Origin of the sequence: Microcoleus sp. S13_C5 (genome assembly GCF_036700845.1) — a bacterium.
Lineage (GTDB): Bacteria > Cyanobacteriota > Cyanobacteriia > Cyanobacteriales > Microcoleaceae > Microcoleus.
The window spans coordinates 67,351-82,486 of the sequence record NZ_JAUBPR010000006.1; the positions used below are offsets into that span (position 1 = coordinate 67,351).

Here is a 15,136-nt window from a genome sequence, read left to right on the forward strand (position 1 = left end):
ATCAGTCGAGTTATAGTAGATTTGGATTAAACATGATTATTGCATAGGTATCTACAAAAAGCAAGATAATTTTTCGCCCAACTTCTGCGGCTTTGATAAATAATTGTTCAGAACAAGCAAACCCTGTTCCTGTAAAGGTTCTGTTTTTGAGTCCGGTGGGATTATGCTGTATTTGGGAGAAAAAACCTGACAGTTAATTCCCCCCGAGATTCGCGATCGCGCAAAATTTGCATCAGAGTTATCAAGCTTTACATCTCCACTTACTTGCCTTTTAAAATTGACCGTGCTAGCTTACTATCTATAAATTACGGTAAACCTACAGAGTTACCGTAATTATGAGCGATTCCGTAAATCGTTCATTTTTAAATGAGTCAAAAATAGGAGGACTATTAAATGCCTAATGTTGTTGCGATCGCAGGTAGCCCGTCTCATCCATCCCGCTCCTTTGCGGTGCTGGAATACGCCCGCCGCGCTGTCGAGAAAGAGGGACTGAGTACGGCCTCTATCAACGTCCGCGATCTCCCGCCAGAGGTATTAATTTACGGACAATTCGCGAACCCAGACTTAAAAGCAGTCAATGATTTAGTAGTAGAAGCCAAGGGCATAATCATCGCCACACCTGTTTACAAAGCAGCCTACACAGGCGTACTCAAAGCTTACTTAGATTTGCTCCCGCAGAAGAGTTTAGCTGGTAAAGTTATTCTCCCCATCGCCACCGGAGGTACCCTGGGTCACTTATTAGCAATTAACTACGCCCTCAAACCCGTGTTATCCGAGCTGGGCGCTAGTCATATCTTGGCTGGTGTCTATGTTTTAGACACGCAGATCCAAAGTTATGACGAAACAAGCGTACAACTTGAAGAGGAAACAGAACAAGGATTGCGAGCGCAGTTGCAAGAGTTTGTTGGTGCCCTGCAAACTGGCAAACCCGAATTAGTTGGAAGTCTGTGATCGGAAAGTTACCAACAAACAATATTATTGTTTATGCTCAAAAGACTGATTTCATTCCTTGCTCAATTATGGCGATCGCACCTTTCCCTAGCAGCGCTATTTCTATTGGGAATCAGCTTAAATTGGGCGATCGCCTCCTGCAATACTCCCACCCCTACGGGATCTGCAAGCCCCGCCGCTTCCTCCGCAGCAGCTCAAGCTCAGGTAGTCCGCATCGGCCATCAGAAATTAGACCCCTTCACGCTAGTCAAAGCCAGAGGCGGGTTAGAGAAACGCTTGCAGCCTCTAGGCATATCCGTTGAGTGGAAAGAATTTCAGTCCGGCCCCCCGATGTTGGAAGCGCTAAACGCCGGCAGCATCGACATCGGCCGCACCGGGGACGCTCCTCCAGTCTTTGCCCAGGCTGCTAACGCACCCCTGCTTTACATTGGCGGTAGCGCCCCCAAAGACCGCAGTTCAGGTATTTTAGTTCCTGCTAATTCGGCAATTCAAACCCTTGCAGATTTACGGGGTAAGAAAATAGCTTTTACAAAAGGTTCAAGCGCCAATTACCTGCTAGCAAAAGCATTGAAATCCGCCGGGATAAAATGGAGTGAAATTAAGCCGGCCAACCTGACACCAGCCGATGCCAGAGCTGCCTTCCAACAAGGTAACGTAGATGCTTGGGTAATTTGGGACCCGTTTTATGCAGCAGCTGAAGCGCCAAGAGATGTTCGTGTTATTAAAGATAGTAAAGGACTAGCAGCTAACCGAGATTTTTACTTAGCTAATCGCTCATTTGCTCAGCCGAATGTCAAAATCATTGACGCAATTAGAGAAGAAACTCAAGCAGTAGCGACTTGGGCTGATGCGAATCCCGCAGAAGTAGTCAAGATTCTCGCTCCCATTCTGAAAATTGATGTTTCTATCTTAGATGTAGTGACTCGACGGCGGAGTTATGGATTTGAACCGATCCAAGCTGATATGGTGGCCGAGCAACAGGAAATTGCGGATACTTTTTTTGAACTCGGCTTAATTCCCAAGCAGCTCAAAGTTGAAGAAGTAGTTTGGAAACCAGGTAATTAAAAATCCCCGCTTGTGGGTAAATGTTGGATAAAGCAAAACACCTGATATCTTCTACCTTCCAAATAGCGGGGGGAAGACGATGCTGGGGAACCGCGCTGGGATTACAGGAAAGGTCAGCCCCATTGGTTGCGTCACGCCCACGCTTCGCATTCACTAGACAGGGGCGCGCCGATTCATTTGGTGCAGCAGACGTTAGGGCATGAATCGGTAGCGACTACTTCCAGGTATCTACACGCACACGCCCAAACGACAGCAACAGCTTGTATCTGCCAGGGTAAAAAATAACTTTCCTTGCATCTTTTTCAACATTATGGGATATTGAATTGAAAAAACTAATTCAAATAGAAAATTATGGCAACTGAGCAAGAGCTTCAATCTCTTTTTAATGCCTTGGATGGCGATCAAGATGGCAAAATATCGAGTAATGAGCTTTTTTTAAGTCCTGGGTTAAATGCAGTCATTTTAGCAGAAACAGGTACTAGCCCCGCGGAACTGCTAGCGACGTATCGAGATGAAGAGGGTAATATTACCTTTGAAGACTTGAAACAAGCTGTTAAGAAAGCAGGGAATTTAGAATAAGCGCGATCGCCTAGCCAGCAGCGATTGAAATAAAATCATTTATCCAAGTGGATGAGTGTCTTCCCCTGGTAATAGTTGCAGTAGTTATAGGGCAAAAAGCGATCGCTGACTACCAAGGATAAGAACTTGCTTCTTATCCTTTCCTCTGGCAGGGATTTAAGCCCCAGTTGACATTAGAGTTATAATGTCGGCAGTGGAAAACCTTTTTTCTTTGAGCTACCTCCGAAAATCCCCTTGACAACTGGCTTTGAGCCTTAACTTGTCACCAATGGGTGACTGTTTACAAAACTTCCTGGCGCAATTGGGGAAAAACCTTTCCAACTTTATTGAGGACATAATCGCCGTAACTGCCGCGAAACTCGTGAACGCTGGCTTTATCCCAGCGTTCGTTCTTGTTGTCATCGACGATCGCTCCCTTGATTTCGATCGGGTGGAGTTCAGCATTGAAATTGGGATCGAAGAAGAATGGAAATGAGAGGCGATCGCGTCCCGACACATTCTTGACTCGATGAGGAGTAGAGCGATAAAGTCCACCTGTGAGGCGATCGAGCATATCGCCAATGTTACAAACAAATGAGTTGGCGATCGGCGGAGCATCAATCCAGCCTGATTTTGTCTTCACTTGCAACCCACCTAAATCATCCTGCTTGAGAATCGTGAGTAAACCATAATCGGTATGCTCTCCCACTCCCCAGGATTGCCCTTGCGGATTGGTTTGTGGTGGATAGTTGAAGATGCGAAATAAAATCAGGGGATCTGTCGTATAGCGATCGCGGAAGTAAGATGCTTCTAAGTTCAAACTCAGGGCAATTCCAGCCATTACTGCGTGACCCAGTTGAGTCATCACCGCCAGATATTCTAGTATTGTTTCGCGAAAAAGAGGAATATCTGGAAACAGGTTTGCTCCGTGCATGGGAACGCCCGCTTGAACAGCCGGATGGGTTTGATTCAATTGAGATCCGAAATAAATTCCTTCTTTCAAATCTGGTTTACCCTTCGTCAGTTCACCTCCAACCGGAAAGTAGCCGCGCCATGCCCGACCTCCCAGCGCCATCCGAATTTGCATTTTGGTTTCTCAATCTAGAGCAAAAAACTGACGGCTCAGTTGCTCCAAACGGTTTTGTAAGCCTTGGTCTACACCATGCTCAACAATGTAAAAAAAACCTGTGTCGCGGCAAGCTTGCCGGATTTGGTTTGCAACTGTATCTACGGGATTATCCGATACCAGCGAACTAATATCGATAACCGGAATCTGAGAAACATCTACTGTTAATTCAGTTGCCATAGAGATGGATTATAGCTGGTTAAGATTGAAAGCCTTTTATACTTTGAATTGTTCATCCACCGGAATTTGATAGCCATTAGCCAGTCGATTGGTAGCGTTTGCGGTTGCCACGATCGCCATCAGTTCCCCAAATAGGGCATCACCCATTCCCTTGGCTCGCGCTCCGGCTGTATGAGATGAAATGCAGTATGGGCAACCATTTGTAACGCTGACAGCAATGTAGATTAACTCGCGGGTCAGGGGATCGAGTTCTCCCGGACCCGTCATCACCTCCTTCACATTCTGCCAGGTACGTTGCAGGGTAGGCGGATGGTTGGCGATCGCTTTCCAAAAGTTGTTGATGTACTCCGTTTTGCGTGTCGCGCGAATGTCGTCATACACGGCGCGTACTTCATCATTTGCGTCTTCGTATTCAATCAAATGGCTCATAGTTGCAATAAGGGTGAGATCGTGAAAAGCACTAATTCATAGTAGCGACTCACCTGTTAAAAACAGCTAACCGCCCCTTGCTAATCAAGCTGACTGAGCGCGGCCATATTGGCAAGGGAGTTGCCCATAGCACCACCAACAGTCCAGTTGGTCTTTTAACCATTGATCTTGAGTGTGCCTTGCTGTAAGATAAAATTCAGCTATACTACGGCAAACCAATCGATTTATAGTATAAACTACGTAAGTCCTAATTAAACGAGACATTTAGCAAGGAGTTGAGGAGACGAATCATGAGCAAGTGGTTTGCCATTGCCAGACGCAGGTTACTGCTATTTTTTATTTCTGGGCTGTTTCTATCGCTATTAGTCAATGCCTGTAATTCTTCCTCTCCTGGAACTAACACTACAGCAGCATCGCCAGGCTCATCTCCTACGGCAGTTCCTGCGGTAGTACGTTTAGATTATGCCTACTACAATCCTGTCAGTCTCGTGCTGAAAGAGAAAGGCTGGCTGGAGGAAGACTTAGCCAAAACCAATATCAAAGTGGAATGGGTGCTTAGTCAAGGTAGTAACAAGGCATTAGAGTTTCTCAATGGCAGCAGCATTGACTTTGGCTCGACTTCTGGTGCTTCGGCACTGATTGCCAAAGCCAATGGCAATCCCATCAAGTCTATTTACGTTTACTCGAAGCCCGAATGGACAGCATTAGTAACTACGGCAAATTCTTCCATTCAAAAAGTCGCCGATCTAAAAGGCAAGAAAGTTGCAGCAACGCGCGGCACAGATCCGTTTATTTTCTTGTTGCGTGCCTTGGATCGAGTCGGTTTGACTACCAAAGATGTGGAAATTGTGCCTTTGCCCCACGCTGACGGTAAAGCTGCCCTTGAGAAAGGCGATGTCGATGCCTGGGCTGGTCTCGATCCATTTATGGCACAGACAGAAGTAGAAAAAGGCTCGAAACTCTTCTTCCGCGATCCCAAACTAATTAGTCAAGGCTTTTTGAATGTCCGCGAGGCATTTGCCAAACAATATCCTGAACAAGTTAGTCAAGTGCTAACCGCCTATGAGAAGGCACGGAAATGGGCGATCGCAAATCCTAGTGAACTCAAGCAAGTGGTGATTAAAGCATCGAAGCTGACAGAAGCGGTAGCAACTAAACAATTAGAGGAGCGAACCAATCTCTCAAACTCATCGATTGGTGACGAACAAAAAGCCGTTATTAGTGCTGCTGGGGATGTCTTGAAAAAAAGCGGCGTGATCGAGAATTCCGTTGATGTCAGTACAGTAGTTAACAATTTAATCGATCCGCAGTATGTGGCAAAGGTTGCTAAATCCTAAGTAAAAAACATCTGCTGTGGATATAGACCAACGCAGCTCAGAAAATTAAAAATTAAAAATTAAAAATGCAAAATTATTATTTTTAATTTTTAATTCCGCCCCAAAGCTATCTATGCAGAACAGCAAACACTAAGTTATGGAACAAAGACTTGCGATCGCAATACCAAGCGCACAAACAGGTAATATTTGGCAACTTCTCAGTCGTCTAGGCAGAGCAAAAGGCTTGCTCTTGCCAGTCTTTCTCTTAATATCGTGGGAAAGTCTGTCTAGGTTTGGCTTTGTTGCTCCTAACTTGTTACCTGCTCCCTCAACTATTGTCATAACAGTTTGGAAACTCGGTGTAGCCGGGGAACTCTGGCAGCACATCGGCATTACACTCTATCGGGTTTTCGTTGGCTTCTTGATTGGTACATTTTTTGCCACTATTCTAGGAGGATTAACAGGCTATTCTTGCCTAATTCACGATTTACTCGATCCACTTTTGCAGTCACTCCGCAACATTCCTTCCCTCGCATGGGTGCCGCTATTCATCCTCTGGATGGGAATTCATGAGCCTTCTAAAATTGCTCTGATTGCCGTTGGAGTCTTTTTCCCCGTTTACTTAAATCTCATGAGCGGCATTCACAATGTCGATCGCAAATTGGTTGAGGTTGGCAAAATCTATAGACTTAATGATTGGCAGCTTATCAGTCGTGTGTTCTTGCCCGCGACATTGCCTGCCTACATTGTCGGTTTGCGAAGTGGCTTGGGTTTGGGCTGGATGTTTGTCGTGGCGGCTGAATTGATGGGAGCCAGTCAGGGCTTAGGCTTCTTATTGATCGACGGGCAAGCGACTGGACGACCCGCCATCACCCTCGCCAGCATTCTCTTGTTTGCGATTTTCGGAAAAGTGACTGACTCAATTATTGGCATTGCATCGCATTGGCTACTCCATTGGCAGGATGTTTACGCTTCCAACCATTAGTTCAAAGCATTAATTTCAAGCATTCATTCAAAGCGCCAAGGAGGAAACATATATGCTACTCATCGAAGGACTACATAAGCGATTTAAAAATGGCTTTGTAGGGTTGGAGTCTATTAATTTAACTGTTAATCGTAGCGAGATTATTAGTTTAATTGGTACGAGTGGTTGCGGCAAAAGTACACTTTTACGTATCGTTGCCGGATTAGATATGCCAACTTATGGAGATGTGCAAATTGACGATATTCGCATTAACAAACCTCATCCAGAAATTGGTGTAATATTTCAAGAACCTCGGCTGATGCCTTGGTTAACCGTCTGGGAAAATGTGCAGTTTGGTTTGCATCATTTACCGAAGGATGAACGCAAGGGACGGGCAAGTGATGCTCTAGTTAAGGTTGGATTACAAGATTTTGCTCGTTTGCTGCCACGCCAACTATCAGGAGGAATGGCTCAACGGGTGGCGATCGCGCGTGCCCTTGTTACTAATCCTTCTATTTTATTGCTAGATGAACCCTTTAGTGCTCTCGATTCCTTTACTAGAATGCAATTACAGGATCGTCTGTTAGAAATTTGGCAATCCGATCGCCAGACCATGATTCTTGTCACCCATGATGTTGAAGAAGCACTGATTTTAAGCGATCGCGCGATCGTTATGCGTGGCAACCCTGGACGCATTCATCTTGAGCTAGATATCGATCTTCCCCGTCCCCGCAGGCGTACCGATCGCGATTTGCAATATTGGAAAGAAAAATTATTGAGTACCTTGGATTTATCCAATACGCAAACTCTTCCTTTAGAGGTTTAAATCCCAGGCATAGATCGCAATTAATATCTAATCAAGAAGGAGGAGGTTTCATTTGAAAATTCCATAAATTTAAAGATGTAACAATTTCTATATGATAGTGAATAAAATTGTTGCCCAAACCCATCATTATCAAAGCAGCTATCTCAAAACCTAAATCCTAACTGAGCAAAACAGGACTTCAATCATGACTGCTAAACTACTCCCAAGCTACGATCCCACTCTCTTTCAAGGAGCCATTTCTTATTACCTGCAATATCGACCGCGCTACCCAAATGCTCTTTACGATTTAATCTCACAGGAATTTCAATTAGATGGGCAAGGCAAGCTTCTCGATCTCGGCTGTGGGATTGGCTTGGTAGCGATCGCCTTACACGATCGATTTCAATCTGTTTTGGGTATCGATCCCGATCCAGAAATGCTCGAAGTTGCCAAGCAAGAAGCTAAACTGGCTCATGCTTCAAATATCGCTTGGGTAAGGGATTTAGCAGAAAATATTTCCCTGGCAATCGGTACGTTTTCCCTTGTCACCATTGGTCGTGCTTTTCATTGGATGGATCAAGAACTGGTGCTACAGCGCAGTTACGATGTGCTCGATCGCACCAGTAACGCCAATAGTGGGATAGCGATTATTCAAACTGAAAAAGATATTTGGTCAAATGACTCTGTTTGGGCACAAAATGTGCTAGCTACAATCAAACGGTGGCTAGGAGAAGAGCGGCGTGTCGGATCGAGTAGCGTTCCTTTGCTCTACAAGTCAGATTTAGAAGTTTTGGATCGATCGCCATTCGTTCGGATTAAGCGCCATAAGATTGACTTTCAAAAACACTGGACGATTGATAATTTTATTGGTTATCTCTACTCCACCGCTTACTGCCGTCGTGATTACTTTAACGGTGATACTTCCGTATTTGAGGCGGAAATTAAAGCAGCAATTCTCAGTGCAGAACCTTCAGGTCAGTTTGTTGAAGATGTACCGATTTCTGTTTACTTGGGTTTTAAGGACTGACCAACCTATAGGAATCCTAAATCATTTGTACCTCATTACTTCCCTCAATTTTGTATCATCAATATGAAAATATCCCTTGTAGACTCGAAAAGCACAACACAACAAGACAGCCAGCAAGATTATGTAGCGATCGCAAAATCGCTGGCTCAAGAATTTGCTGCTACTGCCATCGAACGAGATCGTGTTGGCGGTACGCCAAAGTATGAACGAGATCGCATTCGTTCTAGCGGTTTACTCGGTTTGATTATTCCTAAAGAATATGGCGGTATTGGCGAAACGTGGATTACTGCACTCCAAATTTCCCGCGAGTTGGCAAAGACTGATAGTTCTCTAGCCCATGTTTACTCCTATCACCATTTAGGGGTTGTTATCCCGCATCTTTTTGGCACGGAGGAGCGCAAAGCGCAGTTCTACAAAGATACGGTGACAAACAATTGGTTTTGGTGCAATGCTCTCAATCCCCTCGATCGCCGTGCGACTTTAACTCCTGATGGTACAGGCTTTTTACTGAACGGGACAAAAAGCTTTTGCTCTGGCTCTAAAGATTCTGATATCTTACCCATAACTGCGGTTCATCAAGATACCTCCGAACTCGCAATTATTGTAATTCCCAGTCAAAGAGAGGGAATACAAATTCATGACGATTGGGATAATATGGGGCAACGCCAAACCGATAGCGGTAGTATTAGTTTCGACCAAGTGCGCGTTTATGACTCGGAAGTGTTTGGCGATCGCACCCGTGCTGATATTCCTTTCCGTACTTTACGAGCTTGTTTGACGCAAATAAATCTTGCCCATATTTATTTGGGTATTGCGGAAGGAGCATTTGCTGCTGCCAAAGACTATACTTGTACCCAAGGACGACCCTGGTTGACTTCCAATGCTCCTAGTGTGACGCTTGATCCCTACATTCTGAAACACTACGGAGAAATGTGGGTCGATCTGCAAGCGGTTAGCAGTTTGACGGAGCGAGCCGCCGCCATTGTGCAAGCAGCTTGGGAAAAAGGCATAGATTTAACAACAGAAGAACGTGGAAAATGCGCGATCGCGATCGCAACGGCAAAGGTTGCTGCCACAAAAATAGGTTTAGATGTGACTACTCGCATTTTTGAAGTGATGGGGGCGCGTGCTACCACCAGTAAATATGGTTTCGATCGCTACTGGCGTAATCTGAGAACGTTTACGCTACATGATTCTGTTGACTATAAAATTCACGATCTGGGTAACTGGGTACTCAACGATCAGCTCCCCAATCCCAGCTTTTATACGTAAAAAACACTAACTGAGCAGAGCGTGAGGGACAGCATTTCTAGAGGAACTAAGAAAGAAAAATGGGACACTCTCATCTTTCTTTCTTATGGCTTATTTTTTCAACCTAAGCGGGCTGATAGTTGGGATGCCAAGCCAGCCATTTCTCTTCTAACTTTCTGGCGATCGCATCTGCAAACTTACCCAACAAAGCATACATAATAATGCTCAACACCACAACATCAGTTTGCAAGAACTCGCGAGCATTCATTGCCATGTAACCAATACCAGAATCCGCAGCAATTGTTTCTGCGACAATCAGCGTCAGCCACATAATCCCCAATGAATATCGCAGACCTACCAAAATTGAAGGCAAGGCCCCAGGCAAAATAATTTTCCACAAAAGAGACGTGGCACTCAAGCCATAAACTTTTCCCATTTCAATCAATCCGGCATCTACGCTGCGGATGCCGTGAAATGTATTGATATACATTGGAAAAAACACACCCAAAGCTACCAAAAACAATCTAGCTGGATCGCCAATTCCAAACCACAAAATCACTAGGGGAATTAAGGCGAGGTGGGGAACATTACGAACCATTTGTACAGAAGTATCTAGCAGCTTTTCGGCGATTGGAACCAGACCATTGACGAAACCAAGAGTCAAACCAATTCCTCCGCCGATGATGAAACCAACGACGGCACGCCAAGCGCTAATTCCGATATGGTGAAACAGTTCCCCGGTAATTGCCAATCTAACTCCTGCACTTAAAACACCTGTTGGGGCGGGTAAAACTCTTGTGGAAAGCCAACCCACCTGCACCAATAATTGCCAGCTAACAATCAGTAGCATTGGGACAATCCAGGGGATTACCTGCTGAAAATAGGGGTTGTTGAGCCATTTTTTATTCATGACGCACTCGTAGGAATAACTTGTTGGTGGAGAAACTTTTCGTTGGCAACAATTTCGCCAAAAGGACTAAACATTTGCGGTTGATTTACAGTCGGTTGGTTCTTCAGCGGCAAGCGGGGGAATAGCAATTCAGCGACTCGATACGCTTCTTCTAAGTGGGGATAACCGGAAAAAATGAAAGTTTCAATCCCCAATTCGGAATATTCCAATATTCGCTCGACAACGGTATCGGGATCTCCCACTAAGGCAGTACCGGCACCGCCTCTTACTAACCCAATTCCCGCCCACAAATTGGGGCTAATTTCTAGAGCTTCGCGGTTGCCTGCGTGCAGTTCTGTCATCCGCTTTTGCCCTTCAGAATCCATTCTGGCATAAGCTTTTTGGGCGGCCGCGATCGCATCCTCATCGACATATTTAATCAATCGATTTGCATCCTCCCAAGCCTCGCTTTCCGTTTCGCGTACAAGGACGTGAAGGCGAATCCCAAACCGCACAGTCCTACCCTGTTCTGCTGCTAATTTTTTTACAGCTTCAATTTTTTTTGCCACTTGTTGCGGCGGTTCCCCCCAAGTCAAATAAACATCAATATGTTTTGCTGCAATTTGTTGTGCGATTGGCGACGAACCCCCAAACCATAACGGAGGATAAGGAGTTTGTACAGGTGGAAATAGAACTTTTCCGCCCTTAACTTGAAGATATTCACCGCTAAAATCTACTTCTTGCTCTCGCAGATTAGTCGAGTTACTTCCTTCAAGCATTGCCCTCCAAACAGTCAAGAATTCATCAGTCAATTCATAACGTGCGTCGTGACTCAGATGCACTCCATCTCCAGCTAATTCAACCGGATCGCCGCCCGTAACCACATTAATCAGCAAGCGCCCGTTAGATAATCTGTCAAAGGTTGCGGCCATCCGTGCTGCTACCCCCGGAGACATTAATCCCGGACGAATTGCTACTAGAAAACGCATTTTTTCCGTTACAGACATGAGGGAAGAAGCCACTACCCATGCGTCTTCGCAAGAGCGTCCAGTCGGAAGTAGAGCGCCCGTAAATCCTAAATGGTCAATGGCTTGGGCAATTTGCTTTAAGTAGGAAAAACTGCCCGATCGCCCTCCAATTCCGCTCGCTAAATACCGTCCATCTCCGTGAGTTGGGATAAACCAAAATAATTCCATTTGCCTTAGTCTCCATCACTATTTATTGTTTAGTTACCTGAGCCAATTCACTAATTTTGATCTGTTTGGGAAGCAGCTTCAAATCCAAGAAAGTATCAGCAACTTTTTGTTGATAAGTGATGACTTCCGCTGTAATGGGCTGCACGCCGTAAGGCCGTCTCCGTGCCACTTCCTCTAAAGTGGGAACGTCAATACCAAGAGCGGGAGATAGCAGTTTTGCGACCTCAGTTGGTTGAGTCGCCGCCCATTCATCGATTTTTTGAAGTTCCTCTAAAATTGCCTTAGTCCGGTCAGAATATTGGTCGTTAAAAGGTTTAGCAGCTAGATAGAATTCCCGATTAGCTACAAGCCCTTCTCCATCCTTAAGAACGCGAGCATCAGTAGCTCGTTTCGCTACTGTAAAAAACGGGTCCCAAATCGCCCAAGCATCAACGCTACCTTGTTCAAAAGCTGCCCGCGCCTCTGCTGGTGGCAAGTAAATAGGCTGAATGTCGCTATATTTTAATCCGGCTGCTCTTAATGCTTCTACTACTAGGTAGTGCACGTTTGAACCCTTATTAAATACAACTTTTTTGCCTTTCAACCCAGCCACATCTTGAATGGGAGAATCTTTCCGTACTAAGATAGCTTCGCCTTTAGGATTAGGAGGCTCGTTAGCAACATATACCAATGGTGCGCCAGCGGCTTGTGCGAAAATAGGCGGTGCTTCTCCTGTATGACCAAAGTCAATACTGCCTGCATTCAAAGCTTCTAGTAATTGAGGACCAGCGGGAAATTGAAGCCACTGTAGAGAAATGTTTTGGGAGGCCAAACGCTTCTCTAAACTTCCCCGTGATTTAAGGATGCTTAGAGTTCCATATTTTTGATAGCCAATCCGAATTACATTGCTCTGTTGTGAGTTAGAACTAGCCACCGATGTGGCAGCAGAAGTCGGGGCAGTAGTTGTATTTGTTTGCTGAGTAGGAGTACAGGCTGAGACTGTCAAACTCAAACTGAAGCCAAATGCAAAAAGCAAAGCAAAGGTCTTGATAGAACTATGTTTGAGTTTGCTCCAAAGGTGTCTCAATCTGCCTGAAAATCGGTTTTCTTTCAATGGGGTTAACATTGTCTATTCCTGAATTTAAGTGCGGAAAACCAAGCAACGTAATAACCATGCAAAAGCTGAGCTAATCATTATTGATGAGCATACTACGATAAATCGAGCGGTATACCGTAGTTAAGTCTGACAAGCTCCTATTATTCCACAGATGGCTTCAAAAATGCAAGCACATTCTGTAGATTTTTGTTTGTATTCCTTCTCTAGTTACTTACATGATTAATATTCGCGGGCAATATATCAGTTGCACTCGCAGGAGAAAAAGTAGCATTTAGCCCTGCTGCTATCTGCATAAAAACCTGAGATACCGCCGAGTTCGGATCTGCAATTGTTAGGGGTTTTCCTGTATCACCTCCCGCACAAATGCGCGGATCTATAGGAATTTGGGCAAGGAGGGGTGCTTGAAGTTCTTCTGCTAACTGTTTACCCCCACCACTACCAAAAATTTGTATCGGTTCTGCATGGCGATCGCAGATTAAATAACTCATATTTTCAATAATCCCAAGCACTGGAACCCCTACTTGGCGAAACATATAAATATTGCGACGGACATCTGAAATAGATATTTGTTGCGGCGTAGTAACGAGAATCACTCCACAAATAGGACTTTCTTGCACAATGGTAATTTGAGCATCTCCGGTACCGGGGGGTAAATCAATGAGTAAATAATCTAATTCGCCCCATTCTACATCTTGAATAAACTGCGTAATAATTTTGTGGAGAACTGGGCCTCGCCATGCTAAAGGACGTTCTGGCTCGGCTAATAAACCCACTGACATCACTTTAATTCCCTGTGCTTCCAGGGGTAAAAATTTCTGACCTTTAGCAGTATTAATTGTCTCTACATCGGCTTGTCCTAAGCCTAACATTTGAGGAATATTGGGGCCGTAAACATCAGCATCAAGCAAGCCTACCTTGGCTCCCTGTAATTTTAACGCTGTTGCTAAATTCACAGCCGTTGTAGATTTTCCCACCCCACCTTTGCCGCTAGAAATAGCCAAGGTAGTTCGCACGTTGGCTATGGTGCAAGTTTGAATATAAGTTTTTTTGCACCAGCTTACAGGCGATAAAACAGATTCAATTATTTTTGGTAACTCTTGCTGATGCCCTCCAATATAAAGGCGCAAATAAATGTAATTTTCAACAATTCGCAAATTTCGCACCATTCCCAAAGTGATGATATCATTTTTGAGTGTGGGTTCGATGACTTGTTTGAGATAGTTGACAACTTCTTGATGTCGTAATTTTTCCACAGAATTGGGATTTTCTGAGGGTAAATGTGAGTTGGTTTTTGGTAAAGAGGAAGAATCAACCATTTTGGGAATTTTGCAGTAATGTTTGAATTTTCTGAATCGCTTTTTGAGAGAAAATAGTAACCTCTTTATCGGGATCGTCCAGAGATTGTTGCAGCGCAGGCATCGCGGCAGGATTGCTGAGATTGCCGAGGGCGATCGCAGCTTCTTTCCGCACATCTGAATATTCATCAGCTAAGGCTCTAATCAAAGCAGGCATGACTCGTTCATCGGGAATTTTTTGCAACGCTTGTAGCGCGAATTTGCGAACTTGCCAGTGTTCGTCACTTACCGCTGTTTCCAGTGCCAAAATTGCCGCAGAATCGGCATGAATTGCCAAAGATTTAGCTGCATTTCGTCGCACTTGCCAGTCAGTATCGCTTTTGAGTGCTTGACACAGAATTGAGATGACTTCTGGATCTGTTAAATGTCCTAAACTTAAAGCCGTAGCACGGCGAACATTTAAATCTGTATCAGATATTAAAGCCAAAGCTTGGGGACATTTTTCGACCTGATTGAGATAGCTGAGAGTGGTTACTGCTGTTGCTCTCAATTCAGGAACATCGGATGCAAAAAATGGTAAAATATCGGGTAAAGACTGAGCATCGTGAATCTTCCGCAACAAGGTTAAGATATTGAGTTGGATATTAACATTTTCGCGGTGAAGTGCATCTAGTAGTTGTCGTAAGTCAGTTGGTGAAACTAATTCATTTAATGCAGATAATGCTTCTTGGCGAATATCGGCATCAGCGGAACCTAGACACTCAATAAAAGCAGGAATGACCACAGGATTGCCAATTTCCCAAAGGGCAGAGATGGCAATTTTTTGAACGGCAACACTCTCATCGGACAGGGCGAGAAGTAGGGCATTTGTAGCTTCTTCATCACCCAAATATTGTAAATTTTTAACGGCAACAAGGCGCTCGCTTAGTTCGGGCGATCGCAGCATTTCTAGCCATTGATTTAATTCACTATCATTCTCAGCAATCAT

General features: G+C 44.6%; 16 protein-coding genes and 1 pseudogene. 9 read left to right on the forward strand and 8 right to left on the reverse strand.

Annotated elements, in window-relative coordinates; genetic code table 11:
- Positions 1–393 precede the first annotated feature (393 nt).
- From ssuE to QUA04_RS03275, 4 genes are all read left to right on the forward strand, one after another.
- The gene (gene ssuE, locus QUA04_RS03260; protein ID WP_333253721.1) at positions 394–951 is read left to right on the forward strand and encodes an NADPH-dependent FMN reductase; all 558 of its coding nucleotides are present in this window, start codon (positions 394–396) and stop codon (positions 949–951) included.
- Between the two features lie 33 nt (positions 952–984).
- A complete protein-coding gene (locus QUA04_RS03265) occupies positions 985–2,016 on the forward strand; it encodes a sulfonate ABC transporter substrate-binding protein (protein ID WP_333253723.1) in 1,032 nt (343 codons plus the stop codon).
- A gap of 126 nt (positions 2,017–2,142) precedes the next feature.
- A complete protein-coding gene (locus QUA04_RS03270; protein ID WP_333253725.1) occupies positions 2,143–2,301 on the forward strand; it encodes a tyrosine-type recombinase/integrase in 159 nt (52 codons plus the stop codon).
- A gap of 66 nt (positions 2,302–2,367) precedes the next feature.
- The gene (locus QUA04_RS03275; RefSeq protein ID WP_172190219.1) at positions 2,368–2,595 is read left to right on the forward strand and encodes an EF-hand domain-containing protein; all 228 of its coding nucleotides are present in this window, start codon (positions 2,368–2,370) and stop codon (positions 2,593–2,595) included.
- A 280-nt stretch (positions 2,596–2,875) separates the two neighbouring features.
- Here QUA04_RS03275 and QUA04_RS03280 read toward each other — a convergent pair whose 3' ends face one another.
- The 3 genes and pseudogenes from QUA04_RS03280 to QUA04_RS03290 all read right to left on the reverse strand — a co-directional run bounded on the left by QUA04_RS03280 (position 2,876) and on the right by QUA04_RS03290 (position 4,309).
- Entirely contained in the window at positions 2,876–3,508 is a 633-nt protein-coding gene (locus QUA04_RS03280) for a 2OG-Fe(II) oxygenase family protein (RefSeq protein WP_333253790.1), read from the reverse strand.
- Positions 3,494–3,880: pseudogene (locus QUA04_RS03285) on the reverse strand (2-oxoglutarate and iron-dependent oxygenase domain-containing protein); the annotation flags it as partial. The pseudogene QUA04_RS03285 and the gene QUA04_RS03280, both read right to left, overlap by 15 nt.
- A gap of 36 nt (positions 3,881–3,916) precedes the next feature.
- The gene (locus QUA04_RS03290; protein ID WP_333253728.1) at positions 3,917–4,309 is read right to left on the reverse strand and encodes a carboxymuconolactone decarboxylase family protein; all 393 of its coding nucleotides are present in this window, start codon (positions 4,307–4,309) and stop codon (positions 3,917–3,919) included.
- Positions 4,310–4,599: 290 nt separating this feature from the next.
- Here QUA04_RS03290 and QUA04_RS03295 point away from each other — a divergent pair, with 290 nt between their 5' ends.
- The 5 genes from QUA04_RS03295 to QUA04_RS03315 all read left to right on the forward strand — a co-directional run bounded on the left by QUA04_RS03295 (position 4,600) and on the right by QUA04_RS03315 (position 9,693).
- On the forward strand, positions 4,600–5,646 hold the full coding sequence (locus QUA04_RS03295) for an aliphatic sulfonate ABC transporter substrate-binding protein (RefSeq protein ID WP_333253731.1): 1,047 nt from the start codon (positions 4,600–4,602) through the stop codon (positions 5,644–5,646).
- Between the two features lie 136 nt (positions 5,647–5,782).
- On the forward strand, positions 5,783–6,610 hold the full coding sequence (locus QUA04_RS03300; RefSeq protein WP_333253733.1) for an ABC transporter permease: 828 nt from the start codon (positions 5,783–5,785) through the stop codon (positions 6,608–6,610).
- Between the two features lie 52 nt (positions 6,611–6,662).
- Complete coding sequence (locus QUA04_RS03305; RefSeq protein ID WP_333253735.1) at positions 6,663–7,415, forward strand: ABC transporter ATP-binding protein; 753 nt, start codon at positions 6,663–6,665, stop codon at positions 7,413–7,415.
- Positions 7,416–7,599: 184 nt separating this feature from the next.
- A complete protein-coding gene (locus QUA04_RS03310; protein WP_333253737.1) occupies positions 7,600–8,421 on the forward strand; it encodes a class I SAM-dependent methyltransferase in 822 nt (273 codons plus the stop codon).
- 63 nt (positions 8,422–8,484) lie between these two features.
- Positions 8,485–9,693 (forward strand): acyl-CoA dehydrogenase family protein, encoded by a 1,209-nt coding sequence (locus tag QUA04_RS03315; protein ID WP_333253739.1) that lies wholly within the window; start codon positions 8,485–8,487, stop codon positions 9,691–9,693.
- A gap of 103 nt (positions 9,694–9,796) precedes the next feature.
- On the opposite strand, the gene ssuC is transcribed toward QUA04_RS03315, so the two are convergent.
- From ssuC to QUA04_RS03340, 5 genes are all read right to left on the reverse strand, one after another.
- A complete protein-coding gene (ssuC, locus tag QUA04_RS03320) occupies positions 9,797–10,582 on the reverse strand; it encodes an aliphatic sulfonate ABC transporter permease SsuC (RefSeq protein WP_333253741.1) in 786 nt (261 codons plus the stop codon).
- Positions 10,579–11,757 (reverse strand): FMNH2-dependent alkanesulfonate monooxygenase, encoded by a 1,179-nt coding sequence (gene ssuD, locus QUA04_RS03325; protein WP_333253743.1) that lies wholly within the window; start codon positions 11,755–11,757, stop codon positions 10,579–10,581. The genes ssuC and ssuD overlap by 4 nt, the downstream gene beginning before the upstream one ends.
- Positions 11,758–11,779: 22 nt before the next feature.
- Complete coding sequence (locus QUA04_RS03330) at positions 11,780–12,862, reverse strand: sulfonate ABC transporter substrate-binding protein (protein ID WP_333253744.1); 1,083 nt, start codon at positions 12,860–12,862, stop codon at positions 11,780–11,782.
- Positions 12,863–13,056: 194 nt separating this feature from the next.
- Positions 13,057–14,169: an Mrp/NBP35 family ATP-binding protein gene (locus QUA04_RS03335; protein WP_333253747.1), complete on the reverse strand. Its 1,113-nt coding sequence runs from the start codon at positions 14,167–14,169 to the stop codon at positions 13,057–13,059.
- Positions 14,162–15,136 carry a HEAT repeat domain-containing protein gene (locus QUA04_RS03340; RefSeq protein WP_333253749.1) on the reverse strand — a complete coding sequence of 325 codons (975 nt, stop codon included), beginning with the start codon at positions 15,134–15,136 and terminating at the stop codon, positions 14,162–14,164. The genes QUA04_RS03335 and QUA04_RS03340 overlap by 8 nt, the downstream gene beginning before the upstream one ends.

Bases quoted from the DNA above. Each gene is read 5' to 3' on its own strand.
- QUA04_RS03280 (WP_333253790.1), bottom strand. From the start codon at position 3,508: ATGCACGGAGCAAACCTGTTTCCAGATATTCCTCTTTTTCGCGAAACA.
- QUA04_RS03330 (WP_333253744.1), bottom strand. From the start codon at position 12,862: ATGTTAACCCCATTGAAAGAAAACCGATTTTCAGGCAGATTGAGACAC.
- QUA04_RS03310 (WP_333253737.1), top strand. From the start codon at position 7,600: ATGACTGCTAAACTACTCCCAAGCTACGATCCCACTCTCTTTCAAGGA.
- QUA04_RS03275 (WP_172190219.1), top strand. From the start codon at position 2,368: ATGGCAACTGAGCAAGAGCTTCAATCTCTTTTTAATGCCTTGGATGGC.
- ssuE (WP_333253721.1), top strand. From the start codon at position 394: ATGCCTAATGTTGTTGCGATCGCAGGTAGCCCGTCTCATCCATCCCGC.
- QUA04_RS03295 (WP_333253731.1), top strand. From the start codon at position 4,600: ATGAGCAAGTGGTTTGCCATTGCCAGACGCAGGTTACTGCTATTTTTT.
- QUA04_RS03335 (WP_333253747.1), bottom strand. From the start codon at position 14,169: ATGGTTGATTCTTCCTCTTTACCAAAAACCAACTCACATTTACCCTCA.
- QUA04_RS03340 (WP_333253749.1), bottom strand. From the start codon at position 15,136: ATGATTGCTGAGAATGATAGTGAATTAAATCAATGGCTAGAAATGCTG.
- ssuD (WP_333253743.1), bottom strand. From the start codon at position 11,757: ATGGAATTATTTTGGTTTATCCCAACTCACGGAGATGGACGGTATTTA.
- ssuC (WP_333253741.1), bottom strand. From the start codon at position 10,582: ATGAATAAAAAATGGCTCAACAACCCCTATTTTCAGCAGGTAATCCCC.
- QUA04_RS03265 (WP_333253723.1), top strand. From the start codon at position 985: ATGCTCAAAAGACTGATTTCATTCCTTGCTCAATTATGGCGATCGCAC.
- QUA04_RS03305 (WP_333253735.1), top strand. From the start codon at position 6,663: ATGCTACTCATCGAAGGACTACATAAGCGATTTAAAAATGGCTTTGTA.
- QUA04_RS03290 (WP_333253728.1), bottom strand. From the start codon at position 4,309: ATGAGCCATTTGATTGAATACGAAGACGCAAATGATGAAGTACGCGCC.
- QUA04_RS03300 (WP_333253733.1), top strand. From the start codon at position 5,783: ATGGAACAAAGACTTGCGATCGCAATACCAAGCGCACAAACAGGTAAT.
- QUA04_RS03315 (WP_333253739.1), top strand. From the start codon at position 8,485: ATGAAAATATCCCTTGTAGACTCGAAAAGCACAACACAACAAGACAGC.